This window comes from Lysinibacillus sp. NPDC058147 (assembly GCF_042884205.1).
Classification (GTDB): domain Bacteria; phylum Bacillota; class Bacilli; order Bacillales_A; family Planococcaceae; genus Lysinibacillus.
The window spans coordinates 129,667-154,825 of record NZ_JBHVUJ010000002.1; the positions used below are offsets into that span (position 1 = coordinate 129,667).

The 25,159-nt window shown below is 35.7% G+C and carries 27 protein-coding genes, 4 pseudogenes and 1 other annotated feature (1 of these 32 cut by a window edge); of the genes and pseudogenes, 19 read left to right on the forward strand and 12 right to left on the reverse strand.

Translation table 11 applies throughout. The features are described from left to right. The first annotated feature begins 7 nt into the window (after positions 1-7). Positions 8-1,198: a collagen-like protein gene (locus ACFVT8_RS06000; RefSeq protein ID WP_483869500.1), complete on the forward strand. Its 1,191-nt coding sequence runs from the start codon at positions 8-10 to the stop codon at positions 1,196-1,198. A 446-nt stretch (positions 1,199-1,644) separates the two neighbouring features. After that, positions 1,645-3,720, forward strand: a pseudogene (locus tag ACFVT8_RS06005) (serine hydrolase domain-containing protein). Between the two features lie 493 nt (positions 3,721-4,213). Here ACFVT8_RS06005 and ACFVT8_RS06010 read toward each other — a convergent pair. From ACFVT8_RS06010 to ACFVT8_RS06020, 3 genes are all read right to left on the reverse strand, one after another. Then, positions 4,214-4,606, reverse strand: a complete 393-nt coding sequence (locus tag ACFVT8_RS06010; protein WP_387082694.1) for a YkvA family protein — start codon at positions 4,604-4,606, stop codon at positions 4,214-4,216. Positions 4,607-4,953: 347 nt separating this feature from the next. Further along, on the reverse strand, positions 4,954-5,340 hold the full coding sequence (locus ACFVT8_RS06015) for a spore coat protein (protein ID WP_387082695.1): 387 nt from the start codon (positions 5,338-5,340) through the stop codon (positions 4,954-4,956). Between the two features lie 198 nt (positions 5,341-5,538). Beyond that, positions 5,539-5,775, reverse strand: a complete 237-nt coding sequence (locus ACFVT8_RS06020; protein WP_387082696.1) for a hypothetical protein — start codon at positions 5,773-5,775, stop codon at positions 5,539-5,541. Positions 5,776-6,294: 519 nt separating this feature from the next. Here ACFVT8_RS06020 and ACFVT8_RS06025 point away from each other — a divergent pair. After that, positions 6,295-6,516, forward strand: coding sequence for a hypothetical protein (locus ACFVT8_RS06025; protein WP_387082697.1), 222 nt, complete (start codon positions 6,295-6,297; stop codon positions 6,514-6,516). A 407-nt stretch (positions 6,517-6,923) separates the two neighbouring features. Here ACFVT8_RS06025 and ACFVT8_RS06030 read toward each other — a convergent pair. Further along, a pseudogene (locus tag ACFVT8_RS06030) lies at positions 6,924-6,989 on the reverse strand (YjcZ family sporulation protein); the annotation flags it as partial. A gap of 304 nt (positions 6,990-7,293) precedes the next feature. On the opposite strand from ACFVT8_RS06030, the gene ACFVT8_RS06035 reads away from it, so the two are divergent. Further along, positions 7,294-7,545: a Holliday junction resolvase RecU gene (locus ACFVT8_RS06035; protein ID WP_387083363.1), complete on the forward strand. Its 252-nt coding sequence runs from the start codon at positions 7,294-7,296 to the stop codon at positions 7,543-7,545. Continuing rightward, positions 7,541-7,936, forward strand: a pseudogene (locus ACFVT8_RS06040) (transposase); the annotation flags it as partial. The gene ACFVT8_RS06035 and the pseudogene ACFVT8_RS06040, both read left to right, overlap by 5 nt. An 86-nt stretch (positions 7,937-8,022) precedes the next feature. Here the strand turns inward: ACFVT8_RS06040 and ACFVT8_RS06045 are convergent. The 5 genes from ACFVT8_RS06045 to ACFVT8_RS06065 form a co-directional block, all read right to left on the reverse strand. After that, positions 8,023-8,361, reverse strand: a complete 339-nt coding sequence (locus tag ACFVT8_RS06045; protein WP_387082698.1) for an ATPase — start codon at positions 8,359-8,361, stop codon at positions 8,023-8,025. A 252-nt stretch (positions 8,362-8,613) separates the two neighbouring features. Next, on the reverse strand, positions 8,614-8,760 hold the full coding sequence (locus ACFVT8_RS06050) for a YjcZ family sporulation protein (protein ID WP_387082699.1): 147 nt from the start codon (positions 8,758-8,760) through the stop codon (positions 8,614-8,616). A gap of 624 nt (positions 8,761-9,384) precedes the next feature. Next, the gene (locus ACFVT8_RS06055; protein WP_387082700.1) at positions 9,385-9,705 is read right to left on the reverse strand and encodes a DUF4183 domain-containing protein; all 321 of its coding nucleotides are present in this window, start codon (positions 9,703-9,705) and stop codon (positions 9,385-9,387) included. 45 nt (positions 9,706-9,750) lie between these two features. Continuing rightward, positions 9,751-10,161: a DUF4183 domain-containing protein gene (locus tag ACFVT8_RS06060; RefSeq protein ID WP_387082701.1), complete on the reverse strand. Its 411-nt coding sequence runs from the start codon at positions 10,159-10,161 to the stop codon at positions 9,751-9,753. A 497-nt stretch (positions 10,162-10,658) separates the two neighbouring features. Continuing rightward, positions 10,659-11,057 carry a hypothetical protein gene (locus ACFVT8_RS06065; RefSeq protein WP_387082702.1) on the reverse strand — a complete coding sequence of 133 codons (399 nt, stop codon included), beginning with the start codon at positions 11,055-11,057 and terminating at the stop codon, positions 10,659-10,661. A gap of 498 nt (positions 11,058-11,555) precedes the next feature. On the opposite strand from ACFVT8_RS06065, the gene ACFVT8_RS06070 reads away from it, so the two are divergent. The 8 genes and pseudogenes from ACFVT8_RS06070 (at position 11,556) to ACFVT8_RS06105 (ending at position 17,505) form a co-directional block, all read left to right on the forward strand. Beyond that, positions 11,556-11,981 carry a CPBP family intramembrane glutamic endopeptidase gene (locus ACFVT8_RS06070; RefSeq protein ID WP_387082703.1) on the forward strand — a complete coding sequence of 142 codons (426 nt, stop codon included), beginning with the start codon at positions 11,556-11,558 and terminating at the stop codon, positions 11,979-11,981. Positions 11,982-12,200: 219 nt separating this feature from the next. Then, positions 12,201-12,720, forward strand: a pseudogene (gene lepB, locus ACFVT8_RS06075) (signal peptidase I). A 12-nt stretch (positions 12,721-12,732) separates the two neighbouring features. Further along, entirely contained in the window at positions 12,733-12,849 is a 117-nt protein-coding gene (locus ACFVT8_RS06080; RefSeq protein WP_387083364.1) for a helix-hairpin-helix domain-containing protein, read from the forward strand. A 466-nt stretch (positions 12,850-13,315) separates the two neighbouring features. Continuing rightward, positions 13,316-16,021, forward strand: a complete 2,706-nt coding sequence (gene acnA / locus ACFVT8_RS06085; RefSeq protein WP_387082704.1) for an aconitate hydratase AcnA — start codon at positions 13,316-13,318, stop codon at positions 16,019-16,021. Between the two features lie 63 nt (positions 16,022-16,084). Further along, positions 16,085-16,231, forward strand: coding sequence for a YcdB/YcdC domain-containing protein (locus tag ACFVT8_RS06090; RefSeq protein ID WP_387082705.1), 147 nt, complete (start codon positions 16,085-16,087; stop codon positions 16,229-16,231). An 83-nt stretch (positions 16,232-16,314) separates the two neighbouring features. Beyond that, entirely contained in the window at positions 16,315-16,518 is a 204-nt protein-coding gene (locus ACFVT8_RS06095; RefSeq protein WP_387083365.1) for a YcdB/YcdC domain-containing protein, read from the forward strand. A gap of 12 nt (positions 16,519-16,530) precedes the next feature. Beyond that, on the forward strand, positions 16,531-17,133 hold the full coding sequence (locus tag ACFVT8_RS06100) for a YcdB/YcdC domain-containing protein (RefSeq protein ID WP_387082706.1): 603 nt from the start codon (positions 16,531-16,533) through the stop codon (positions 17,131-17,133). 108 nt (positions 17,134-17,241) lie between these two features. Further along, a complete protein-coding gene (locus ACFVT8_RS06105; protein WP_387082707.1) occupies positions 17,242-17,505 on the forward strand; it encodes a hypothetical protein in 264 nt (87 codons plus the stop codon). A 262-nt stretch (positions 17,506-17,767) separates the two neighbouring features. Here ACFVT8_RS06105 and ACFVT8_RS06110 read toward each other — a convergent pair whose 3' ends face one another. Next, positions 17,768-18,166 (reverse strand): hypothetical protein, encoded by a 399-nt coding sequence (locus tag ACFVT8_RS06110; RefSeq protein WP_387082708.1) that lies wholly within the window; start codon positions 18,164-18,166, stop codon positions 17,768-17,770. 290 nt (positions 18,167-18,456) lie between these two features. Between ACFVT8_RS06110 and ACFVT8_RS06115 the strand changes: the two genes are divergently transcribed. Continuing rightward, complete coding sequence (locus ACFVT8_RS06115) at positions 18,457-18,897, forward strand: hypothetical protein (RefSeq protein ID WP_387082709.1); 441 nt, start codon at positions 18,457-18,459, stop codon at positions 18,895-18,897. On the opposite strand, the gene ACFVT8_RS06120 is transcribed toward ACFVT8_RS06115, so the two are convergent. Beyond that, positions 18,887-20,029: an MFS transporter gene (locus ACFVT8_RS06120; protein WP_387082710.1), complete on the reverse strand. Its 1,143-nt coding sequence runs from the start codon at positions 20,027-20,029 to the stop codon at positions 18,887-18,889. The genes ACFVT8_RS06115 and ACFVT8_RS06120 overlap by 11 nt on opposite strands. Positions 20,030-20,195: 166 nt before the next feature. On the opposite strand from ACFVT8_RS06120, the gene ACFVT8_RS06125 reads away from it, so the two are divergent. Then, positions 20,196-21,047 carry a LysR family transcriptional regulator gene (locus ACFVT8_RS06125; RefSeq protein ID WP_387082711.1) on the forward strand — a complete coding sequence of 284 codons (852 nt, stop codon included), beginning with the start codon at positions 20,196-20,198 and terminating at the stop codon, positions 21,045-21,047. A 48-nt stretch (positions 21,048-21,095) separates the two neighbouring features. Here the strand turns inward: ACFVT8_RS06125 and ACFVT8_RS06130 are convergent, their stop codons facing one another. Further along, the gene (locus tag ACFVT8_RS06130; protein WP_387082712.1) at positions 21,096-21,680 is read right to left on the reverse strand and encodes a DJ-1/PfpI family protein; all 585 of its coding nucleotides are present in this window, start codon (positions 21,678-21,680) and stop codon (positions 21,096-21,098) included. Between the two features lie 141 nt (positions 21,681-21,821). Between ACFVT8_RS06130 and ACFVT8_RS06135 the strand changes: the two genes are divergently transcribed. The 4 genes from ACFVT8_RS06135 (at position 21,822) to ACFVT8_RS06150 (ending at position 24,861) form a co-directional block, all read left to right on the forward strand. Next, positions 21,822-22,259 carry an Lrp/AsnC family transcriptional regulator gene (locus tag ACFVT8_RS06135; RefSeq protein ID WP_387082713.1) on the forward strand — a complete coding sequence of 146 codons (438 nt, stop codon included), beginning with the start codon at positions 21,822-21,824 and terminating at the stop codon, positions 22,257-22,259. Positions 22,260-22,370: 111 nt separating this feature from the next. After that, positions 22,371-22,892 carry a sigma-70 family RNA polymerase sigma factor gene (locus ACFVT8_RS06140; protein ID WP_387082714.1) on the forward strand — a complete coding sequence of 174 codons (522 nt, stop codon included), beginning with the start codon at positions 22,371-22,373 and terminating at the stop codon, positions 22,890-22,892. Further along, entirely contained in the window at positions 22,885-23,853 is a 969-nt protein-coding gene (locus tag ACFVT8_RS06145) for a hypothetical protein (RefSeq protein WP_387082715.1), read from the forward strand. The genes ACFVT8_RS06140 and ACFVT8_RS06145 overlap by 8 nt, the downstream gene beginning before the upstream one ends. A gap of 162 nt (positions 23,854-24,015) precedes the next feature. Continuing rightward, complete coding sequence (locus ACFVT8_RS06150) at positions 24,016-24,861, forward strand: DUF2785 domain-containing protein (protein ID WP_387082716.1); 846 nt, start codon at positions 24,016-24,018, stop codon at positions 24,859-24,861. An 81-nt stretch (positions 24,862-24,942) separates the two neighbouring features. Beyond that, positions 24,943-25,159, forward strand: a binding site (T-box leader); it runs 22 nt beyond the window's last position.

The following is a 25,159-nucleotide window of genomic DNA, read 5'->3' on the forward strand; positions in this document are numbered from 1 at the left end:
ACAAGGAATAACAGGAACGACAGGGGCAACTGGGCTTCAAGGAATACCAGGGACGACAGGAACGACAGGAGCAACTGGACTTCAAGGAATAACAGGAACAACAGGAACAACCGGGGTTCAAGGAATAACAGGAACGACAGGAGCACCTGGACTTCAAGGAATAACAGGAACGACAGGAGCAACTGGACTTCAAGGAATAACAGGAACGACAGGAGCAACTGGACTTCAAGGAATAACAGGGACGACAGGGGCAACCGGGGTTCAAGGAATAACAGGATCGACAGGAGCAACCGGGGTTCAAGGAATAACAGGAACGACAGGAGCAACTGGACTTCAAGGAATAACAGGAACAACAGGAACAACCGGGGTTCAAGGAATAACAGGATCGACAGGAGCAACTGGACTTCAAGGAATAACAGGAACGACAGGGGCAACTGGGCTTCAAGGAATACCAGGGACGACAGGAACGACAGGAGCAACTGGACTTCAAGGAATAACAGGGACGACAGGGGCAACTGGACTTCAAGGAATAACAGGGACGACAGGAGCACCTGGACTTCAAGGAATAACAGGATCGACAGGAGCAACTGGATTTCAAGGAATAACAGGATCGACAGGAGCAACTGGACTTCAAGGAATAACAGGGACGACAGGGGCAACCGGGGTTCAAGGAATAACAGGAACGACAGGAGCAACTGGATTTCAAGGAATAACAGGAACAACTGGGCTTCAAGGAAATCCTGGTGCAACAGGAGCAACTGGCTCCACTGGTCCAACAGGTTCGAATGGTCCAGGACTAATGGAAGTTTACTTAAGTACAGATCAATCAGTTGCAAACAATGATTTTCTTGGGATTGGGAGTTCCTCAGCTTCTTTCATTAAAAATACATTTGTAGTTCCTCAAAATGCAGTTATAACAAGTTTAACTCTTAATATAAGAGATCATATTTTAACTGTTGGAGATATTACATCTGCACAAATATATTTAAGTACAAATTGTGGTTTTACTGCCCCGATAGCTACGGGTATTATAGCAACCATTACAGGACCTAGTACATCTACTTCTCCAAATTGTTGTACAACTACAACCTCAAACTTCTCTGTAAATAGTTGTACTCTTCTGTCCGTAGAAATAACTACTTCTGGTGGATCTTTTGCAAACGGTGTATCGGCAACTATTCGATATCATTTGCCCTAATAAAATTACCATGTTATAACTCCAATCATCCAAGTTAAATCATTTGCGGAATAGACATTCTAAATCCGCTCAATCATTCGAGAAGTTAAAAATCGTTACATTTACTGGTGCTGAAGCAGCCAAAGAAGGAACTAATAAAATACAAGTAGCTAAACGTGCGTAAGTTGCAAATATTGTAGCTGCACATTAGAAGATGACCAGCAAAGCTAATTTAGCCGAGCTGGTCTTTTTAATTTACATAATCAACTATAAGTCCTTAGCCCGATATGGTATAAGTCTATCACTGTATTTACGAGTAAATAAAACTTTGATATTCTATTTATGGAAAATATTTCTTAATGAAGGGGGTAATCAAGGTGTTAAAGTGAACAAAAAAATTTTATTTGTTGGGGCATTAATTATTTTTTTGGAAATGTAAATCTAGAAATCAAGGAGGCAATTCTTTTATGAAAAATAAACTATCTGCGGTGTTAGCAGCTACATTAGCGTTAACGATGAGCCTACCAACAGGTGCGATGGCGCTTTCTAGTAGTCAGACTACGGTTGTAGCTAGCCAAGAATTAGCTAGTCAAGAACTGAAAAAGATTGCTTCAGAGAAGGCTACTTTACTCACTAAGTCCTATGAGACGACGAGCGTACAGTATGCGCTAATTGATAATGGCAAACTAATTTTGTCGGATCAGACAGGCAAGAACGATATGAATGGTAAACAGCCGCTGACCAAAGATACCCTATACGGGATTGGTTCAGTCAGTAAAATGTATACAGCGGCGGCTGTAATGAAATTGGTCGATGAAGGAAAAGTCGATTTGGATACTCCTGTCGTCCACTATGTTCCTAATTTCAAAATGAAAGACGAGCGTTACAAAAGTATTACGCCACGTATGCTGTTGAACCACTCCTCCGGCTTGCAAGGTAGTACGCTTAGTAATTCGTTTTTATTTAATGATAATGATACCTATGCCCATGATAACTTATTGCAGGAATTGTCGAACCAGAGCTTGAAGGCGGACCCTGGCGCATTCTCGGTATACTGCAACGACGGCTTTACGCTAGCCGAGATTATGGTGGAGAAAGTCAGCGGTATGAGCTTTACCAAATTTATGCATCAATAGTTTACAAAACCCTTAAAGCTAAATCATACGAAAACGCCGCAGGACAAATGGGAAGACGATAAGCGAGCTGGACTTTATTTTCCAACGTTCCAAGGGCAGCTTCCTACTGAATCGGTGAATGTGATTGGTACGGGAGGGATCTCTTCCACAGCAGAAGATATGGTGCGATTCTCACAAATTTTTATGGGACAGGAAAAAGGAATCCTCTCTGATAAGGCAGTTAAGGCGATGGAGCATGAGGAATATAAAAAAGGAATGTGGCCAGGAGATGGAGAGAATATTGTCAACTATGGTCTTGGCTGGGATAGTGTGAAACTATATCCATTTAGTGAATATGGGATAAAGGGCTTGGCTAAAGGCGGCGACACGGCACTGCAACATGCTTCACTGGTCGTACTTCCTGAACAGAAGATGGCAGTGGCTGTGTTGTCCTCTGGCGGTAGCAGCACTACAAATCAACTGATGGCGACTGATATACTGCTCGCTGCGCTTAAAGAGAAGGGCACAATTAAGGATATCAAGCCGAACAAATCCTTTGGCAAGCCGGTCAAAGCCAAGATGCCTCAAGACGTAGCAAAGAAAGCGGGTTTTTACGGCAATAGTTTCGGTCAATTCAAAATAGAAATTACGAAGAATGGAGAACTGATCTTACCATCTAATCCAGAAGAAAAATATGTATATACTGCAAATGGAAGCTTTATTAATGCGGAAGGTACCTCCAAGTTCAACTTCATCACAGAGAAGAATAGACGAACATATTTGAAGGAGAGCACATTTATATCGATGCCAGGCTTAGGGCAAGCAGTGATTACTCAATATGTAGCCGAGAAACTAGAAGACAATGTGCTATCGAAGGAAACCACTGCCGCATGGGCAAAGCGGGAAGGCGTCAAATTCTATCTTGTGAACGAGAAATTTAGTTCTATGCAATATTTAATGATGCCTACAAATCAAATTAATAGCAAGGAAGGCATGGAGGGCTATTGGGAAAGCAGAAAAATTACAGGCCCTAACACTGCGATGCATCAGCTCCAAATACCTGTGATGGGTGGCCGTGATACGTCGGAAGCCCGTTTCTATACAGAAGGCGACGATGAATATATGGAGATGTCCGGATCTTTATTCGTAAGTGAATCTAACGTAAAACCGCTGGATGCAGGCCGATCATCCAAAGTTACGCTGCAAGCAAATGGGCATGCGAAATGGTTTACGATCCCGCAAGCGGCAGCAGGGAAAACGATGACCGTAGCGTTGCCATCAAAGAGTTCGTTCGCGGTGTATGATGAGAATGGAGTATGTATCAATTTTACCGTTGCAAGCGGCAATAACAAAGTAAAACTGCCGAAAAGCGGAACAGTTGTATTTGCTGGCGTGCCGAACTCGGAATTTGCAATCACGTTGAAATAACTATAATTCAAGAACGGCTTCAACAAAAACAATACGACACAGAAAAAACTAGTGCTCATTTGACTGCATTCTCAACTCGGAATTATGGAATTATGCAGAAGATAATAAAAAAATAAACAAAAGCCTCTATAAATGAAGTGAACCCCAAATGTTAGACCAAAAATCTAACTTTTGAGGTCACTTCATATTTGGTAGTGGCGTTTAAACTAAAATAATGAAATTGGATTTTCAATTTTATTTATAATAGGTGGATATAGATCAATATTTTCTTCTGTTTGTAAAGATGAATTGATCCCTTTGATTGTAAATTAGTCCTAAATCTAATTTCCAATCTACTCTATTTGAAATTCCAGAATATGATATATCTTTTTCTCTAAGGCAATAGATCTCCCTTTATATACTCCAGCAAAATCAATCCATTCTTGATCGAGTGCTATAGGTGTGTTGCATTTGCAACACACTTTTTTTATGAAAATTGCGTCAAAAATGATAATTAAATATGATGAATAATAATTTTACTAATCCAAGCAGCAAAGATAATCCAAATAATTATAAAAAGAATGCCAACAAACCAATTCTTTGGTTTTTCAGATTGTTTTAACTTTTCTGCAGCTTCTTTATTATCTTCAATTACATGCGGTGGAATTAGTTTTAAAGCGAGGGTAATTCCCAAAGGTACAATTATCAAATCATCAAGATACCCTAGAATAGGTATAAAATCTGGGATTAAGTCTATTGGGCTAAAAGCATATGCAACTACAAGCATTGCCAAAATCTTAGCATACCATGGTGTTCTGGGATCTTTATAAGACAAATAAAGTACAAATAAATTTTGTTTTATTTTTTTTGCAAAGGCTTTTAATTTGGATATTAAACTGTTGTTCATTGAAAATCTTTCCTTTCGCTACTATGAAGTATAAGTTATCTAAGTGAAAAGGGAAATAAAAACTAATGAACAATGAATCGTGTCAGAATAAAGGAAAGAAGATATGTTTAGAGTTCTTGACGACCGGACAAATGAAACGCTTTATCAAAACAAGGACAACATCTAGAGTTTTGTATTTGTAAACTGTGTAGTAATGATAAGTCGTTTACAATTTTGAAGAGTTAAACATGCGTAAATACCTTCAAAATAAAAAACAAGCAACCAATAAAAATTGATCGCTTGTTTTTGTACAGCAGTTTGTTAAATATATAACTCTATTGGGGGGATATATAACAATACCCATCTATTTAAATGAAATTTTGAGGAACACATTCACGAACACCAGAATTTCTCAATGAGTTAAATAAAGCTGCACCGATTCTTAATAAAACATTGTTATCTGTTCCATTTTCTAAATCATAAATAACGTAGTATGCATTATCAACTGTAAAAATACATTTTCGTTCTAATTTAAATCCAGGTGGTACAGGTGGAAGAGTAATAACTGGTCGAATCACAGGTGTATCTCCTTCATCTCTGATAAAATTGAAAGTTTGTTGGTCAATCTCATAGATATTAACTGGATCAATCTCCACACCTTGAGCTGGAATAGTAACTTCATCTTCAACTAATAGGAAAAAGCGTTCGTTTCGAAAATTGAAAAGACTTCTCGCTCCAATTTCAAATGATGCCATTTTATATTCACCTCCTCTTCTATTCAATATTGTATTCATATCGAATACTGTTGTTTGGACAAAAAGGAAGGTGGAGTAAAGAATAATTTCTGGACTGAAGTCATTAAATGCTAATAGTAAGTGTGAGATTGGATTACGAATATCATATATGCGTATAGCTTTAATGAACAATATGAGGATTAAATGAAAATAGAGCGATTATAATATCGCTCTAAAAAACTCATAAAATCCCATTTTCATCGGAATAGCCCAAATAAAGAATCCAAGGAGGGCAATTGGGCCAAGCAATAAATTATAAACCCTAGTTGGTAATATTCTTCCCAATATAGCTCTATAAATTGCTACACAAACCACCATTACAATAGGCAGTAATAACATAGGTGGAATGAAATAAAGCAGACTTCCATCAAGTGATAAACTTGAAAAGATGTCCATTGAATAACCTCGGTATGTATTTTTTGTAAATGATAACATAAAAAAGCCGCAGCGTCGTCACACGCTACAGCCCAGAATTGGTTACCCATTTGTGGTTTGTCAGTACAAGTATTATACCACAACTTAGGATGGCAAACCTAATGGGTTAACAAGGACGTAACGAAAGAGAATTTACTGAAATGGATTGAAGACTATAGCTGGATGATTGAGTCAATCGAAGAAGCAAGGCAGCCAGTGACGAAAGTCGATAATAATAGCTACATCGGTGCTAAAACCGCTATGTATGGAATTGAGGCAACACTTCCAAAGGCAAGTGGAAGTACAAGTGATCTGAGGTACAGAGACGGGTGTATTCAAGTAACAAACGCATTCGTGAATATGAGTATAAGGTTGCTGAAGTACAGAAACGTATTCCATTAGTAAATGAAGATAGAGAAATTGAGGTACTTCACAGGTTGCTTAATGGAAATAGCATGCGAGCAATAAAAAAATGAGAATAAAGCAAATGTACTTGCTGAAGTGACTAAAATTAGAGGCAAGATAGTTACTCTTTCTTTTGAAATAAAATCTCTTAGCATGTATTTTTCGAATTTAGAAAGTAGAATAGAAGAATTAAAAGAAATAATTAGAAAATCTTCAAATAATGTTGGAGGGCATCAAAGGTTTAATGGTTGGCGTTTTATTAGTGGATGGGTTAACACCTTGACTGAAGGTAATCAAATTGTTGAACGTGCTATTTAAGCAGGTAAAATAAGCTATGCTACGATTCGAGGTACAACTAAATAGAATTTCAAAGCCCGGGTACTCAATTAATTTTGAGCCTGGGCTTTTTTTGTTTATTATAGCTTCTCTAACATTTCAACAATTTTGTATATTTGCTCCTATTTTTTGATATATATATTCATTTGTGCAAGTGTTCATTCTTAGAAGATACGTAGTCCAATACTTATTAGGAAAATAGCTGCTATTAAAAAGAAGGGAATGAAAAAGGTTCTAATGCCTGATCGCATAAAAATTCCTCTTGCTGGATCAACTCCTACTAGTACTCCTCTTTGAACCCTTCCATGGATATCTCTGACTTCTATAAGCTCACCTTGGTGTCTAAATAGTTGACACATAGTAACCCTCCTTTCAGAAGAAAATTTTACTTAGATTCCTACAATAATTAGTAGAACAAACAATACAACAATTAATGTAAAAGAAGTTGTCGTGAATCCTCACATATCACCTCCTTTAGAGCATGGTAATTTAATATATGATTAATAAGAATAATGTTATAGAATAATTGTCAATAGCCACCTGAAATTTCTTTAATATAAGGTCAAAAAGATCTGTTATACTTTTGCATGAAAGTAGTAGAAACAAGTGAACTAATAAGCATAAAATAATCACCACCTGAAAAACCAGATAGGGATAGGCTGTTAGTTAAATATTCGATTTACGAAATATAAAACATAAAACAGAGTTGATTCTACACATTTTGTAGATTAACTCTGTTTTTATGTTTTAACAGCAACAATCTTTAAGAAAACAGCCTTTTCAAAAGAGCACCTCAATTACAAATGGTTATGTACCGAAGGTCGTTCTATTGCCTTCGATGCGAAGGAAATAAGCAATGCTAGTTTCCCCCTTGAAAATTTATTAGATCACCAATATGAAATACTAGAATCATGGCATAAAAATAAAGCATTTTCGTTTCTCGTTGTGAGTTTTCGTAAGTATAACAAAACATATCTTCTACCTTTCGAGGTTCTACAAAAGAGCTTTTAACGGTAAAATTATTGCGTATACAATTGGTCCTGTTCAAGATACGAACTTTGTCTTAGATACGCTTCATCAACTCCACCATCTTCCAGAAGGGGTTACCTTGCATAGTGATCAAGGCTCTGTATATACATCGTATGACTATCAAAAAGCAGTAAAAGAAAAAGGAATTACCATGAGCATGTCTCGTAAAGGCACGCCCGCAGATAATTCCCCAATCGAAACGTTTCACTCCTCGCTAAAGTCAGAAACGTTCTACCTTGACGGCATACACAGCACAACGAATGCATGTGTAAAACAAATCGTCGAAGATTATATTACTTATTATAACAATATCCGTATTCAAACGAAACTAAACAACCAGTCGCCCGTTAAATACCGGCAACTGGCTGTTTAAAAGGTGTTTTCTTACTGTCTCAAAAACGACAGTCAGTGCCCGAAGTATAAGGCTTTTATGATTTTAACATTAAAATCTGTTTTAAATTAAAGAATTTGTGTTAATTCTGAGTTCACAAACCGTTGGGCAGCAATGATTACACCTGCAGCTGTTCGTCCATAAACGCTATATATTCCGCCATTTTGATTTGGAACAATTTCAACTTCATATTGAGCTGCAACTACACTTGGAGTTACAAAAGTAGATCCATTAGCAATTGCGGCAAAAGGAGTTGTTGACAATAATTGTCTTGAACCGTCTAATCTAAAAACTCTTACTACCCCAGTTAGTAAACCTCCAGTTAGATTGAGAACTTTGATACGAACACTAGAGGCATTAGCTGGTTGATTTCCTGTGTTTTCAATTGGGCCAGTTGTTAAAGGCATGTAATATTCACCTCCTCATAACTAAAGATGAATAATCTGCAGATTACATTTTATAGTATGTAGTATTCTGTTACACTCTCTAGTCTAATTAATCAATTTCTATAATTAAAAGAAAAATGTTAATAGAAAAAATACCAAAAGAAAGTCTGTAAACAAATGTGATCCTATATATCAAGACATATTATTGTAGTAGAAACACCTAATAAGGTGAAGGGTCACCAGGCTGGGAGGGCGACCCTTAAATCGGAAATGTTAATATCCAGTCATGAATGTAGCGCCGATAATAATTAAAAGAATAAATAGAACAACAATTAAGGCGAATTGTGAACCATTACCATAACCGCCACCATAGTAGTAGCCGTTATTAATGCCACCAACGTTTCCACCATAGTATCCCATAAAGAACACCTCCTTTTTACAATATATAAGATGTTAGATGTAGAGAAGGAGTATGTTTAATAAACCATTTAGCTATAAGCATTTAAAAATATATTTTTGTGAGATAAGACCATAAAAAAGGGCCACTTGGAATGGAGTGACCCTTTGTAAAAAAGATAAGGAGGCGTAAGGCTAAATTAGCTTTACCTTACTATTATTATGATGTAATTGCTATGTTTGTATAGTGAATTGCCTGTGAATAGATTTAAAAATAAAAAAGCTATAGCGTCGTCATACGCTACAGCAAACTAATGAACAATATGAGGAAAATGTTCAGTACAAGTGGATGAGTTATGTTTAGGTTTTCGATTAGGCAATATGTATTGGCGGGATAGCGCTGTACAATAACGGTTGCTACCCCGAAACTAATGTATGTAATGGGATTAAGTAACTTTACAACTATAAATAAGTGTGGAATGGCTGAAGTGATAATGAAAAGAATCCGAAAAGAGGGATTACTATATATAACTATAATATATAAGCTTGGAGGGTCACTTGGTATAAAAGTGACCCTAAACACTAAAATTGTAGAAAGGCTAGAAAGCTTACACTATTAAAACTAATTGTTTTGTTGATTATTAGTCTTTAAGTTTGTGTAACTAATTCTACAGCTTCTATTACCAAAGGAGTTCCTGCTGTGATTGTACCAGTAACACCGTTAAAAGTTAATTCTGTTGCAGAAATTGTATATGAATCGCCTGCTTGTAGTACTCCATTAATATAGAAATTATAGTAACCATTTGTTACTACCGGAAAAGCAGTAGCGGCATTCCCGCTATCATCTAGAAATGCAGTTGCAGGGACTGTTGTACCGTCAGCAACTGTTAAATTTGCTGCTAACACATCAAAAAATCTTGTGGAAGTACCATTAACGTTTACATGAATATTAATAATGGAAAGTGCCATTTTATCTCATCTCCTTTCAAGATAAAAAGTTTAAAAGATTTTATATTACATTTGTTGAAATCCTAATGATTCTATAATGATGGGAGTTCCAGCAAAAATTGTCCCATTAAATGAATTAAGGATTAATGAATCTGGGGTTACTTTATACGCACCGCCCTCTTGCATTACAGCATTGATATAAAGATTGACATATCCATTAGGATTAAAAAGTTTGAATTCTGTTACTGGATTACCATTATCATCAGTAAATAAATTTGCAGGAATGGTTGCTCCATTTGTTAAGTCAATATCTTCAGTAACAATATAAAAATATCTATTTAATGTTGGAATAATAGTTCCTTTAGGGATAACAACTGGAGGAGGTTGAATAGAACCTATATCAATAGCTTTAATACGGGGCAAAAGAACTCGGTTATTTTCACCACAACTGTCACAAATCAATTTTTGTGAGTCCATTTTTTATCACCTCCATTCCTTAATATGTTAGCAACCCCGTAATCTATAGGCGTTTGTTACTTATAAATTTAGAAAACTGTGCATTCACTAATATTCTATGAATTAATGTCGGAAGGGGATTGGTAATATGACTATTAAAGAGATCTAAATAATATTTTTAATGAAATGATGGGATTTTTTAAATACCTAAAATCAAAGGAAAGGTATGAAAATTGAATCTTGAAGAAGTACAGGGGAGATAGTACTGAACAATTTGAGGATACAAACTATTAAAAAGGGTCACTGAGTTTGGAAGTGACCCTATAGAGGGATGGTGTGACGGTTAACTAACGCCACAACCTAATAAGTGCGTGCGATACACTCAACCTTAGAGTGTGCAAATTAAGATTACCTATACATTAAAAAGCCGCAGCGTTTGCAGACGCTACAGCTCTTTAAGAGATATTAAACCTTCATGTAAATTAATAATCTTCTAATATTGTTTATATTGATCTTCCTCAAATACCTGTTTTATATTTAGAAATATTCTTTTCTTTTTCAAAAATTGAAGTATTCTGTTCGTATTTTTTTGGATTAGATAGCTTTTCAAGTTGTTGTAACAACATATCGTGAGAAATATCATTTAAATCTTCGGACTCTTTCATGTTTTCTTGAGTTTGTTTTACTTCCCTAATAAGTAATCTAACTAATTTTTTTTCAATTGTCTTCACAATATATGTACGTATATAACCATCTTCATATCTGATTTCAAGTTTAGGTTTGTTATTTTTTTCGTCTTCGTCTTCGTCTTTATGTATATTTTTAATTCCAAATAAATCTAAGAGACTTTCTTTTTTTATATTTTTATTTACCTCTATTTTCAAATAATTTAATGTACTACCAGATTGAATTTTCATTCATAATTCTCCTTAAAATTGAGTATTTTTATACCCTATTATAACCTCTAAAGTTAATAAATGGGGGTTATTATGGAAATTTGCTAAATTATCGATTTAAGGAATACGAGCAAAAGATTGCAGAGGTGCAAAAGCGTATTCCGTTAGTAGAAGACGATAGAGAGGTGGAAGTCCTTCATAAGATTGCTGGATGGTGATAGTATGCGAGCTATTGGTAAACAGATGAGATTATCAAGTACAACGATATTCAGGGTAAGAAATAATATATTGAAACAAATGATGAAGTAGCCGAGAGGCTACTTCTTTTTAGTTAATTCTAATAGTATTGATTCTTCAACTAACGAAGCAAGGTAGTTGAAGAAAAATTTATGGTATACTTAATTTGGTAAATATGGAAAAATAAAAGGGGATTACGTTTTAGGAGGGTTTGTCTGGATTGCTCCAACGTGGTTATACATAAAATACTATTTACATACTAATCCATTTAATTACTTAAGAATGAAAGTTAATGTTAATTTAGGTTTATTTTGGGGAGTAGTTCTTTCACTGTTACTTGGCTTATATTTTGCTATTGAAACTTATATCATTAAGCAGCAATCATTCCAATTTTCATTATCTATTAATGATTACTTAAATGGTATTTTATTGGCTGGGATTGCTGAAGAAATTGTTTTTAGGGGATTTATTTTACAAGAGATTAATAAAAAAGTGGCCTTTGGGAAAGCAAATGTAATTACCGCATTATTATTTTTAGTAATCCACTATCCAGTTTGGATTCACAATAACATATTCTTTCATTTTGGGACGCATGTATATATTTTTGTTTTAGGCTTACTTTTTGGGTTCGTGTACAAAAAGACGGGGTCATTATGGTCAGTTATTATATTGCATGCACTTCATAATTTCTTTGTTACCATTATTTAGTGAATGAAATACGTATTAATTTTTTCATTTTATTCAAGTAATCTGGCACGTACCGCTTAAAACCTTATTAATTATCTAAGCAGCTAGGAAATTGTAAAATATATTTTAACGATTCGATTTGAAATCATTTAGGTCAATTTATATTATAAAAAAGGAGATACTAATGGAAAAAAAGAAAAAAAGCAAAACAAAAATGAATTCCTTGAATGGACTAAAACAATAATAATCGCAATTGATTGCTTTTATTATAAGACATTTCTTATTTACGCCAATAGTTGTGGACGGGGAATCGATGGAACCTACACTTCATAATGAAGAACGTATAATAATAAATAAATTTGCTTATAAATTTAATTAACCACAACACAATGATATTGTAGTATTTCATGCAACTGAAGATACAGATTATATAAAACGTGTAATTGGTTTGCCAGGGGAACATATTTCTTATAAAAATGATCGATTGTTTATTAATGGAAAACCTATAGAAGAGCCTTATCTAGAACCTTTAAAAAAGGAATTAAGACAACAAAAAATAGCAGGAAGTTTAACAGAAGATTTTTCACTTGAACAATATACAGAAGAAAAAATAATTCCTGAAGGATTTGTTTTTGTAATGGGTGACAACAGACGAAATAGTAAAGACAGTAGAATTTTAGGATTCATTCCTATAAACAAAATAATAGGGAAAGCGAGTATTGTTTATTGGACAAAAAGCGATATTCGATTCGCTAAATAAATAACTCAAAATATCCTTACTGATTCATGTGTTGAATACCAAATTATTTGTATTATTCATTTTGCAAATAATCCCGAATGTGAAAAACAGTGGTTTGATTTTACAACTGAAAAAAAATCTCTTACTTAAACTAACGATGTGCTTATTTGGCTTTAGTATTAAAAAAGAATGACTGGGCAGAAAAAGATTTACACAGTAAAAAAAATAAACAAGGACCATTGGTGTTAATTAGCCCATTAAAAGATACTCTAAAAGGAAACAGTAAGACAGTTCTTTATACAGATCGAACTTGCGCCTATAAAAGTCTATTTGATGATTTTCTTACATAGAAGCACATTAAAATAAGTTCAAAACATTTAAATACACTTAAATAGAAGGGTATAAAAATCACTAATTTGCTAAACCTTCATATTATGCACATCAAAAAATTAAAAACATCAGGATAGAAATCAAGGTCATAAGGATTACTTATTGAAAAAGATAATATTAATGTAATTTACTTATGAATATAAATGAGCTATCATGGGTATTGGAGAAAAGATGCTTTAACAATTTATATAGGCCTTTTCAAAAAGATATTTAGGGGGATCCGCAAATGGCACAAGGTAATTTACACAACAGCCGCGCATCATTCGAAGTTAATGGTAAAACTTATAATTACTATGACTTAGCTGCGATTGAAAAAGCTGGCGTTGCAAAAGTTTCAAACCTTCCTTACTCAATCAAAGTATTATTAGAATCAGTTTTACGTCAATATGATGCATATGTTATCAAAGAAGAGCACGTAAACGAATTAGCAAAATGGGGTAACGGTGCAGATCCAGAAGCTGAAGTACCATTCAAACCTTCTCGCGTAGTATTACAAGACTTTACTGGTGTACCAGTAGTAGTTGACCTTGCTTCTCTACGTTCTGCTATGAAAGAAATGGGCGGCGACCCAAGCAAAATCAACCCTGCTATTCCAGTTGACCTTGTAATTGACCACTCAGTACAAGTTGACAAATACGGTAATGCATCTGCATTAGCAGCAAACATGGACCTTGAATTCGAACGTAACGCTGAGCGTTATAACTTCTTAAAATGGGCTCAAACTGCTTACAATAACTTCCGTGCTGTACCACCAGCAACTGGTATCGTTCACCAAGTAAACTTAGAGTATTTAGCTCCAGTTGTACACGTAAACGAAAATGCTGACGGTACATTCGAAACTTTCCCAGATTCAGTAGTAGGTACTGACTCACATACAACAATGATCAACGGTATCGGCGTTCTTGGATGGGGCGTTGGTGGTATCGAAGCTGAAGCAGGTATGCTTGGTCAACCTTCATACTTCCCAATCCCAGAAGTTATCGGTGTTAAATTAGTTGGCGATCTTCCAAACGGAACTACTGCTACTGACTTAGCATTAAAAGTAACTCAAGTATTACGTCAACGTGGCGTAGTTGGTAAATTCGTTGAGTTCTTCGGACCTGGCGTAACTAAATTACCACTAGCTGACCGTGCGACAATCTCTAACATGGCTCCTGAATATGGTGCTACATGTGGTTTCTTCGCAATTGACGAAGAATCATTAAACTACATGCGTTTAACTGGTCGTGACGAAGAGCACATCGCGGTTGTAGAATCTTACTTAAAGTCTAACCACATGTTCTTCGATCCAACTTTAGAGCCAGTTTACACTGACGTATTAGAAGTAAACTTAGCTGAAATCGAACCAAACCTTTCTGGTCCAAAACGTCCACAAGACTTAATTCCACTATCTCAAATGCGTACTCGTTACAAAGAAGCAGTAGTGGCACCACAAGGTACACAAGGTTTCGGTTTAACTGAAGATGAATTTGCAAAAACTTCTGTAGCTAAATTCGCTGAAGGTGATGTAGAAATCCCAACAGGTGCTGTAGCAATCGCTGCAATCACTTCTTGTACAAATACATCTAACCCATACGTATTAATCGCTGCGGGCTTAGTTGCGAAAAAAGCTGTAGAAAAAGGTCTAACTGTGCCTAAATGGGTAAAAACTTCTTTAGCACCAGGTTCTAAAGTAGTAACTGGTTACCTTGAAGATTCAGGTTTACAAACTTACCTTGACCAAATCGGTTTCAACACTGTAGGTTACGGTTGTACAACATGTATCGGTAACTCAGGTCCATTACTTCCTGAAATCGAAGACGCTATCAAAGAGAACGATTTATTCGTAACTTCAGTTCTTTCTGGTAACCGTAACTTCGAAGGTCGTGTACACCCACTTGTAAAAGCTAACTACTTAGCTTCACCACCACTTGTTGTTGCTTATGCACTTGCTGGTACTGTGGATGTTGACCTACAAAAAGATTCATTCGGTAAAGACAAAGATGGCAACGATGTATTCTTCGCTGATATCTGGCCTTCAACTGAAGAAGTTAACGCTGTATTAGGTACTGTAGTTAACCGTGAATTATTCCAAAAAGAATATGAAACTGTATTCACAGCGAACGAAAAATGGAATGCAATTGAAACATCAACTGAGTCTCTATACACATTTGATGACAAATCAACTTACATCCAAAACCCACCATTCTTCCAAGGTCTTGCGAAAGAGCCAGAAGCTATCAAAGGCTTAGAAGGCTTACGCGTTATGGCGAAGTTCGGTGACTCAATTACAACTGACCATATTTCTCCAGCTGGTGCAATCGGTAAAGATACACCTGCAGGTAAATATTTAATCGAAAACGGTGTTGCAATCCGTGACTTTAACTCATACGGTTCTCGTCGTGGTAACCACGAAGTTATGATGCGTGGTACATTTGCAAACATCCGTATCCGTAACCAAGTTGCTCCTGGTACAGAAGGTGGTTTCACTACTTACTGGCCAACAGGTGAAGTAGAGTACATCTATGACGCATGTATGAAATACCAAGCGCAAGGTACTGGCTTAGTAGTACTTGCTGGTAACGACTACGGTATGGGTTCTTCTCGTGACTGGGCTGCTAAAGGTACTAACTTACTTGGTATCAAAACAGTTATCGCACAATCTTACGAGCGTATCCACCGTTCTAACTTAGTAATGATGGGTGTTCTTCCACTTCAATTCATGCCAGGTGAATCAGCTGATACTTTAGGCTTAACTGGTAAAGAAGAAATCTCTGTTAACATTACTGACAACGTGAAACCACGTGAAATCTTAACAGTTACTGCTAAATCTGAAGACGGATCAGTTAAAACTTTCCAAGCTTTAGCTCGTTTCGACTCAGAAGTAGAAGTAGACTACTACCGTCACGGTGGTATCCTACAAATGGTTCTTCGCGCGAAAGCTGCTCAATAATCATTTAAATAAAAACCGATCTCTTAGGAGATCGGTTTTTGTCTATACATAGGGGGATTTGATTTGCAAAAAGATAAACTAAAAGAGCGTGCTTTATCAATTGTTCCAATACCAAGTCATTATAAACTAATCATAGAAGAGTATTCTGAAGACGAAAGAATGATGTTTTCATGGGTGAATGAACATCAAGATGAAAGTATAACTGTTTAGTTAGACTGCTCTGGAAACCTCATATACTTATCAACTTATCAATTGAAAAAAATCATTCTGTTTCTGAGACAAACTTTTTATCTATTGATGAAAAAAGAAGATGTGCCGAACAATTTTTACTTAGTTATTATCCATCTGCACTAGAAGATTTAACGTTTTCAAAATCTAAACAACTATCAAGAGTGGATCGTTTTTATTTTGAACAAATTGTCATGGATTTACCGCTAGAACATGCTGGTTGTTTTATAGATGTTGATGCATTAGGAAATATTGTGGGGTTTAGATAGGATGGAGTGAAGATGAGTCCTAAAATCCCTTCAAGGCTAGTTTCAAAGGAAGCGCTATTGGAATATGTGCGGAATACATTGGCGTTACAACTAGTAATAACAAAATTATCTCGTGATGTTTACAATGTGAAGAAAGATGGACTCCAGCTCGTGTATCAAGTAAATTCATTTTTACACTTTAAAGCAGATTCTTTAGAACCACAATTAACGATAATTCATGATGAGAATGAGCCTGAAAGTTATGCTGCTCTTCCTTCATTGCCAACTAATATGATTGCCAATGAATTTACGAATGAAGAGATCATTGGTATAACAGATGAACTGGAGCTTATTCGAGAAGTAGACAGAGGACCAGAGATAGGAATCGTGTGGCGTAAACGGGATTGGGAGATGAGAGAGAAAGATTTATCATTGAACAATTTTTTTGAAATGAGATCAGAAGATACAGTAAAGGCTATTATTTCAAAGAAGACTGGTAAAATTCAAAGCTTCGTATGGATGTATGAACGCTCAGGGAATCTACAGCTTAGTCAAGCAGCCTGTTATCAAAAAGCATTAGATTTTTTGCTGAAAATAATTCCTGATTACTATCCTTATCTTCAACGATTAATTTGAGGAGATGAGGATGAGGATGATACGTCACTTAGAGAATCATTTATATTCCAAGCCTATAATAGCCAAGGTATAGCTATTCATGATATGGTTGTCGTTGTTGTTAATCGTATGACTGGTCAGATTGATAATTATGCTGGACCAAATTTTGATTTGTTTGAGCTTAGCCAAGTTCCAACAGAACCAGCTATTTCTCTGGAAGAAGCGTACCGTCGATTTGTAGAAAATGTCGATTTTCAATTGGTATGGGACAAAAATTACGATGACGAAATAGAGTCTTATCAACTGGTCTACCAAGCTTGTGATCGACATATTAGGTTACCTATCCGTTATATTGACGCAAAAACTGGCGAAATTATTGACAGTAATGTTTAACTTTTTTCAATGAATTGAGTTTGTAACGGCAGTTATAGAAGTCTCCAACCTCTAAAGGTAGTGAGATGAATGAGGTTTAAAGTTATTTTTCAGAGAGTGTCAAAACATCTGTATACAGTTGCAAAAACCGATTTCCAAGGAAGTCGGTTTTTTTACTCTGTCAAAATTAAATGGTCAGTGTAGAAATTAATCGAAGTGACGGATAGAACTACCGAATGTATAAAAACAACCTAAATATTAAGAGGTCATAGTTTTAAAAGCTTTACTCTTCTGCAATATCCAACTGTTTGTAATAGCTCTCTACAATGGGAAAAATATCTGGGTTAGAGTCATAGTAGGTGTTATCAATTTCACTTAGTGTGAATTTAAATTCCTTTCCACTATCAATAAGAGTAATACCATATCGCCATCCAACACGTTCGTCTTGATTGTCTTGCGGAGTAAACTTTATATCTTTAATCAGAAAAACGAATTCATTGATTTGTTCTTGCTTAGTTATCGTTTTTGAAGCACCAGTTGAACCATCTTGGATGATCACTTTATCGATGCTTTCAATTTTTGCATCCTTATAAAAAGCTTCTAATGATTGCATTTTTCCATTTGTACAAGCAGAAACCAAAAACAGACTTATCAATAAAACTAGAAACAAAATCTTTTTCATAGACTTCCTCCAAAAAGCTAAGTTTAATTTATTTCCAATTAGACGAAATAAATTACAAATAGTTACAGATTGTAGTAGATTCCTTTCCATTTAATATAGGGAGTAGATTAGATTTTTCAAATGCCATTGCCTCGACAATGGTATTAATACACCATAAAAATCTTGGTAATGGATAGGCAGGCTGAAGTGGTGGATAGAACCACCGAAATCGTGGATAGAAACGTCAAAGTCATGGATAGAACTGCTGAAATCCTGGATAGAAGCGTAAAAGTCGTGAAGACCCTGCCAAAATGATGGATCGAAACGTCAAAGTGACGGATAGCCCTGCCAAAATGATGGATCGAAACGTCAAAGTGACGGATAGCCCTGCCGAAATGGTGGATGAAGACGTCAAAGTGATGGATAAACCACTGAAACGACGGAAAGAGCGGCCGAAACGACGGAAAGAATCTCCAACGACGGAAGGTCCCGCCGAAGTGATGGAAAGAATCGTCAGAGCGACGGATGAAACCACCGAAACGACGGAAAGAATCGTCAGAGTGACGGATGAAATCATCGAAACGACGGAAAGAGCGGCCGAAACGACGGAAAGCCCCGCCGAAGCGACGGAAAGAACGGCCAATGCGACGGATAGCCCCATCAAAGTTGCAATTCTAACCATCAAAATGACGAATAGGATCATCAAAAATCAACAGTTAGAATCGCAATATTTAAATAAGTCTAAACGCTAAATTTGCCCTTCAAACTATAAAACTGTAAACAAATGGCAATCGACATAGAGATGACTGCGAAATAAATCAATGTTATTGTTCCAATCTGCAAGGACAGTACAACCCCACCTATGCTTGCACCGAGTGCACTGCCTAGATAATTTACAGAACTGTTTAAAGCCACTGCTGAACTCCCGTTATTCGGCTGATATGATAGTAAAATATGTTGTTGAGGTGCTTGGCATGCCCAACCCATTGCTCCCCAGATAAAGAACGGTAAGTATTTTAATATAGGTAAGTTAATCATCAAGGGTATACAAATAATGGATAAAGTTAAAGCGAATAAAATGATTGTAACTAAAGTTTTTGGTTTCCCAAAATAGTCGATTAAGAAACCGATTATTATACTTCCAAATAAGCCACCGAACCCCCATGCCCAAAGATATATTGTTATATTACCGGAGCCTGCCATGTCTTCTAAGAGGGGGGATAAATATGTGTACAATCCAAGGCTTGCAACACTGGCGAGAAATGTTATACCTACAGTTATAGTTACTCTTTTATCTAGGAATAACTTTAATCGTTCGTTAAGTGTAGGGGGAGGTGTAGCTGGGAAATTGGGAAGAAAAATATACATACATAAAACAGAAATTACACCGATTATAACTAATAGCCAAAGTGTTAATTTCCAATCAAATAAGTTGGATATATATATGCCTAAAGGAACGCCAAGTACTGTTCCCATACTCATTCCTCCTATAGTCAACCCTAGTGCTCGTCCTCTCTTTTCATTAGAAACGAACTTTGAAGAGGCCGCTACAGCTAAAGGTGAAAATAAACCAGCTCCAATTCCTGCAATTGCTCTCGATAGTAGAAGAATAGAAAAAGTCGGTGCTAATGCTGTCATGCTATTCGCTAGCGTGAAGATAAGCATTGACCATATTAAAATTTTTTTTATTGGTTTTCCAGCAAGTAAAGAAGAAAATAACGGCGCTGATATTGCATAAAATAAAGTGAAAATACTTACAGCCTGGCCAACTTGTGATGTGCTTTTGTGATACGTATCGCTAATTCCTGGGAGAAGCCCTGCGATCACATAGGCATCGAAGCCCAAGGCAAACATACCGAATGATAATAATAAAACATATTTCATATAGTGAACCTCCATAAATTAAAGATGCTAGGGATAGATGATCTATAACGTTATGTTATAATCGAAGCACCTTTTATATTTAATAGGTTACTAAAAAATAAAGAATATGGAACAATCACTATTTTATAAGGCTATAACAAATCGTTATAGGTTATGGAGGATTACAATGAATGTAGAATGGTTACATAGTTTTATTGTTGCAGCCAATCAGAAAAGTTTTTCTAAAGCTGCTCAAATCACGAATCTTTCCCAGCCAGCACTAAGTAAACATATACAAAACTTAGAAAATGATCTTGGCATCGAGCTATTTCATAGGACATCCATTGGCATTGAATTAACAGAAGCTGGCGAACGTTTTTACACTCGTATTACACCAGTTTTGACTGAATTAACGGCCATTCGTGAAGAATTACAGCAATTTAACCAGAGCAATCCAATTGTCATCGGTGGTCTGCCGAGTTTAGCCACTTACTATTTGCCAAACAAAATGAGTAAACTTAAGCTACTAGATCGGCCAATAACATTAATGATTCAAAATACGTCAAATGAACTGTTGCAATCTTTACAAAAAGGTAGACTTGATGCTGTCTTTGTGGATGCAAAATATTCAGGAGAATCTTTGTGGAGTTGTGAATTGTTTACGGAACCTTACTATGCTGTGTTTCCTTTGAATCATCGTTTTAATTCAAGAACAGTAGTTGATCTTGAAGAATTGTGTGAGGAGCCGCTTATTGTTCATCAAGCTCCTTGTGATTCAAGGAAGGACATAGTAGAACAAATACAATCTCTTGGCTACACGCCTAATATCATAACTGAGGTGAACTTTGGGGATTTTATCTTTGGAGCTGTAAGTACTGGAATGGGGATTACGATTGTACCAGAATTAATGGCTAAAAATATTGGTCATCTTCAGCTTTTCGCCTTACCGATTAATAATTTCGGAAGAACAAGAACAATTTCATTGGTTACAAAAACCAAAAAATTTGGATCGAAGTTACATCATTTATTATCAAATTAAATGGAATGAAGCTGTCTCAACTTAACACATTGAGACAGCTTCATTTAATTACTTAAACCCCATTAAATCCTTTACCTTTTGTGTATTTTCCACAGTTGTTAGCATTTCAAGTAAGTTAAAAGCTACATCGAATGCAGTGCCGGGATTTGAGGATGTAATAATATGTTCAGTTCGAACAATTCGCTCATTGACGATGTCTACACCATAGGATTGTAGCTGTGCTAATCGTTTGCTTGTTGGATGATTATAAGTAGTAGCTTGTCGATTATGTAGGACGCCACTATGACCTAAAATTAGGGAAGCTACACAAACCGTAGCAATCGGTTTTTTGTGTTCATCGAAATGACGAACGACCGCCTGAAACTCTTCGCTAAAGGCATCATCATAAAATCCAGCTTCCTCAAAGCCTCCAGGAATCGCAAGTGCATCAAAATCCTCTAATGAAACTTCATGAAGCAATTTTTCGGGTGCAACGTTAAAATTCCATGTACATTGTAATTGATTATGCAATCCTACGGTCACGACCTCTGTTGTGCCGTCGCCCTCCCATTTATTCCAGCCAAGTACATCAGTAAAAACACTCGCTTCAACAGCCTCAAATCCATTTGCTAATAGTAATAATATTTTTTTCATGTTGTTAATGCCTCCTTTATATGATTAATTGTAATGAATAAGGCTATTCAATGACAGAATCTGTATAATGTAATTTAGATAATTTACTTTATAATAAAAGGAATTTCATTAAATCTAATTAATTAAAAAAGGTGGATACGTATGGATCAAATAGATACTGAAATTTTACAGCAATTGCAGCGAAATGCAAAAATATCGATGAAAGAATTAGCGGCGACGGTTCATTTATCATCTCCTGCAGTAATTGAGCGTGTTAAAAAATTAGAAGAGCAGGGGATTATTGAGGCTTATAGTGCGAAGGTAAATTTAAAAAAGTTGAATCGCGATATTCAAGCTATTATTTTATTTAAATCAATTGATTGTAAAAGTCTTTCGGATTTTTGTAACCGACATCCCGATGTCCTTGAATGCTATCGTGTAGCGGGTGAAATCAGTTATATTGTGAAAATTGCAACCAATTCAGTAGAAACATTAGAGCAGTTTATTGACGATGCAATGCCTTATGGAACGCCATCAACAAATATTGTGCTTTCTTCAAATAAAAAAGCGGTCATTGCGCCTTTCTCTGATAAAAATTAGTGAATTCGGAGTTGCTCGAGTAATCCTTAAATCCAAATCTTTATTTTAAAAAATACAAAAAAGCAAACCTCTATTCAGTGAGCACCGTTTATAGGGCAGAGAGGGGGAGAGATGTTGCTTGAAATTAACGAACTCGAAGAAATAATGCAGCAGCTTACAGAAAGGCTCATCCGACTTGCCTTTTATTACGTCAAGGATTTACAAAGTGCCGAAGATATCGTTCAAGATGTATTTATTAAATTTTACGATAATCAGCAAAACTATGAGGAAAGAGGAGAATTACGAGCATATTTTTCGAGGCTCGTCATTAACAAAAGTAAAGATTATTTACGCAGCTGGACATACCGTAAAATACAAGTTCAACAGAAGATCTTTGCCAAGCAGGCTGTCACGAAAAGGGACATGCTAGTACAGCAAGATGAACAAACCTTAGTAGAAAACGCCATCTTAGCACTACCATTAAAACAGCGTGAGGTCCTTATTTATTTTTATTTTGAGGAAATGCCTGTTAATAAAATTGCCGAGCTTTTAAATATTCCGGAGAGTACGGTGAAAACAAGGCTACGTCGTGGACGAGAGCTATTAAAGCCAAAGCTACAGCAAATTGAATGGGAGGTCCTGCTACATGAGTAAAGTCGATATAAGGGTAATAAAGGATTTAACCGAAAGCAAAAAGCGTGTGATGACAAATGTTGTACAACATATAGAACAGTCTGGGATGAAAAAAAGATCTTGGCATTGGCAATATAGTGTAATGTCTATTATTTTAACAGTTTGTATTGGACTATTTCTGTATACCCAATTCAGCGGAAGTCAGGAGCAATCAGCAAGTATACCAACTGTTTTAAATGAAAAGCTTCTAAACTTCTATTTGGAAACGGATCCCCGCGTTAAGGATCAGAAATGGTCCAATGATGCAAAGAAGGAGGCGTTTGATTCCTTTTTACAGATTGAATCTTTATATGCCTACGCTCAATCAAAGGGGATAGCTCCTTCGCAAAAACAAATTAATGAACAGCTTGAATCATTGATAGAAGTAGGTATAAATCAAAACGAAGCGCAATTTGCTAAAGAATTAAAAAAGCTGAATCTTACAAAAGAAGAGTATATCGAACAATTTTTTAAACCGATATCTTATAAAATAGCTATAAACTATTCACTAATGAAGCAGGAAAAGAAACAATACAAAGATGTTAATATGCCGATACTATATTTTCTAGTTTTGAAAGATGCTATGAACTATTTAGAGGAGCACTATAGTCAAGAGATAGTTGCCTTACGTGAAAAATTTGATATTCCAGTTGGGGAAAAAGAAATCCATTCTAAAAATGGGTTAATTGTAGCAATCAAGGAACATGAATTTTTAGTTGTTTCCTATGCAGATAAAGCGGATATTGGTAAATTATCAATTAATGACATCATACAAAAACACGGTAATGGTACGTGGTTCCCATTAATCGATGCTCCTACAACATTGTCGCTTGGAGATGAAGTAGAAGTGAAATATAGTACAGATTTAGTAGGAGACCAAGATAATCCTAAAATAAGATTTGCAGATATAGATAGCATGGAAATACTGGAAGAACATCAATGAATCAAGGCTAGACATTCGAAAATTTCAAGAATGTCTAGCTTTTTATTTAGCTGTTTTTTATATTTGGATTAGGGTACAATTGTTGTAAGTATTTGTATATTTAGGGGTGTAGTAAAAAATGATTATACAAATTCACAAAAAGGTAGAGGAGAAAGATTGGCTATGAAATTAAATATAAACCTACTTAAGGAAATTGAATTAAAAGAAATACTAACAGATATAGATAGTGGAAATAAAATATGGCAGAACGAGGACCAAACTCAGCTCATACAATCAATGATGCAACATATCGGCTCATTAGATAGTGAACTACGGGATGACTTAATATATGGATCGTTTTATGAATTGATCCATGAAAAAAACTTACTAGAGCATTCACTTTTAACGGAGCTTTTAGAGGAATGTTTGAATAATTTATTATGTAAGGGTATTGAAGAAAGCGAATCAGATTTAGTTTTTACCCGTACATTTACGTCGCTTTTGATTGCCCTTATATTGTTTAGAGAAAACGCAGACGATTTTTTATCTGAACAGATAATCGCTGATTGTAAAGATAAAGTACTAGCTTATTTAGCAGCAGAAAAGGATGTAAGGGGCTATGTGCCAGTGAAAGGGTGGGCTCATAGTGTTGCCCATATGGCTGATGCAATCAATGAATTGGTGAAAAATCCTAAATTAAATAAAGCCTCTTATATTGAAATTGTAAACGCACTATGGAACGCCGTTTTGAAAGAAAATTATGCTTTCATTCACAATGAAGATGAACGGATTTTAGTACCTATGTTCACAATGCTTGAGCATGGTTTAGAGGAGCAACAGATCATTAAATTGCTGCAAGAATTACCTGCTACTTTAAACGTAAAAAAAGAACAGCTCGATGTACAGCATCACAGAATTTTACTTTTTAACTGTAAATCCTTTGTGAAAAGCTTTTATATTAAAACAAATGGGAAGCCTGAGTTCGCAACTCTACATAAAAGCATCAAAGCTTGTCTCGATGAATTATAAGGAAATCACTGTCAATATTAGTACTTTGAAATTATTGACAGACAAAAATTTGTTTGTTAAGATGAGTGACAATAAAAGCATACAAATTCGTTGATGAGAAAGAGTAGTGTTTCATTTTGTTCTACAGAGAGCCGACATTTGGTGGAAGTCGGTGTGCAGGTGTAACATGAAGATCCTCTCTGAGAAGATTGGCTGAACATAGTAAGCTAATCCGGGTGTCTACCGTTAAAAAGAACACGTATGATTGTACGTTGCTGAGTGCTATTGAACGTTGCTTCAATAGAATTAGGGTGGTATT

Excerpts from the sequence above, each read along its gene's own strand:
- ACFVT8_RS06010 (WP_387082694.1), bottom strand. The coding sequence starts at position 4,606 with ATGAACAACAGTTTAATATCCAAATTAAAAGCCTTTGCAAAAAAAATA.
- ACFVT8_RS06015 (WP_387082695.1), bottom strand. The coding sequence starts at position 5,340 with ATGGCATCATTTGAAATTGGAGCGAGAAGTCTTTTCAATTTTCGAAAC.
- ACFVT8_RS06020 (WP_387082696.1), bottom strand. The coding sequence starts at position 5,775 with ATGGACATCTTTTCAAGTTTATCACTTGATGGAAGTCTGCTTTATTTC.
- ACFVT8_RS06045 (WP_387082698.1), bottom strand. The coding sequence starts at position 8,361 with ATGCCTTTAACAACTGGCCCAATTGAAAACACAGGAAATCAACCAGCT.
- ACFVT8_RS06050 (WP_387082699.1), bottom strand. The coding sequence starts at position 8,760 with ATGGGATACTATGGTGGAAACGTTGGTGGCATTAATAACGGCTACTAC.
- ACFVT8_RS06055 (WP_387082700.1), bottom strand. The coding sequence starts at position 9,705 with ATGGCACTTTCCATTATTAATATTCATGTAAACGTTAATGGTACTTCC.
- ACFVT8_RS06060 (WP_387082701.1), bottom strand. The coding sequence starts at position 10,161 with ATGGACTCACAAAAATTGATTTGTGACAGTTGTGGTGAAAATAACCGA.
- ACFVT8_RS06065 (WP_387082702.1), bottom strand. The coding sequence starts at position 11,057 with ATGAAAATTCAATCTGGTAGTACATTAAATTATTTGAAAATAGAGGTA.
- ACFVT8_RS06070 (WP_387082703.1), top strand. The coding sequence starts at position 11,556 with ATGAAAGTTAATGTTAATTTAGGTTTATTTTGGGGAGTAGTTCTTTCA.
- acnA (WP_387082704.1), top strand. The coding sequence starts at position 13,316 with ATGGCACAAGGTAATTTACACAACAGCCGCGCATCATTCGAAGTTAAT.
- ACFVT8_RS06100 (WP_387082706.1), top strand. The coding sequence starts at position 16,531 with ATGAGTCCTAAAATCCCTTCAAGGCTAGTTTCAAAGGAAGCGCTATTG.
- ACFVT8_RS06105 (WP_387082707.1), top strand. The coding sequence starts at position 17,242 with ATGACTGGTCAGATTGATAATTATGCTGGACCAAATTTTGATTTGTTT.
- ACFVT8_RS06110 (WP_387082708.1), bottom strand. The coding sequence starts at position 18,166 with ATGAAAAAGATTTTGTTTCTAGTTTTATTGATAAGTCTGTTTTTGGTT.
- ACFVT8_RS06115 (WP_387082709.1), top strand. The coding sequence starts at position 18,457 with ATGATGGATCGAAACGTCAAAGTGACGGATAGCCCTGCCAAAATGATG.
- ACFVT8_RS06120 (WP_387082710.1), bottom strand. The coding sequence starts at position 20,029 with ATGAAATATGTTTTATTATTATCATTCGGTATGTTTGCCTTGGGCTTC.
- ACFVT8_RS06125 (WP_387082711.1), top strand. The coding sequence starts at position 20,196 with ATGAATGTAGAATGGTTACATAGTTTTATTGTTGCAGCCAATCAGAAA.
- ACFVT8_RS06130 (WP_387082712.1), bottom strand. The coding sequence starts at position 21,680 with ATGAAAAAAATATTATTACTATTAGCAAATGGATTTGAGGCTGTTGAA.
- ACFVT8_RS06135 (WP_387082713.1), top strand. The coding sequence starts at position 21,822 with ATGGATCAAATAGATACTGAAATTTTACAGCAATTGCAGCGAAATGCA.
- ACFVT8_RS06140 (WP_387082714.1), top strand. The coding sequence starts at position 22,371 with ATGTTGCTTGAAATTAACGAACTCGAAGAAATAATGCAGCAGCTTACA.
- ACFVT8_RS06145 (WP_387082715.1), top strand. The coding sequence starts at position 22,885 with ATGAGTAAAGTCGATATAAGGGTAATAAAGGATTTAACCGAAAGCAAA.
- ACFVT8_RS06150 (WP_387082716.1), top strand. The coding sequence starts at position 24,016 with ATGAAATTAAATATAAACCTACTTAAGGAAATTGAATTAAAAGAAATA.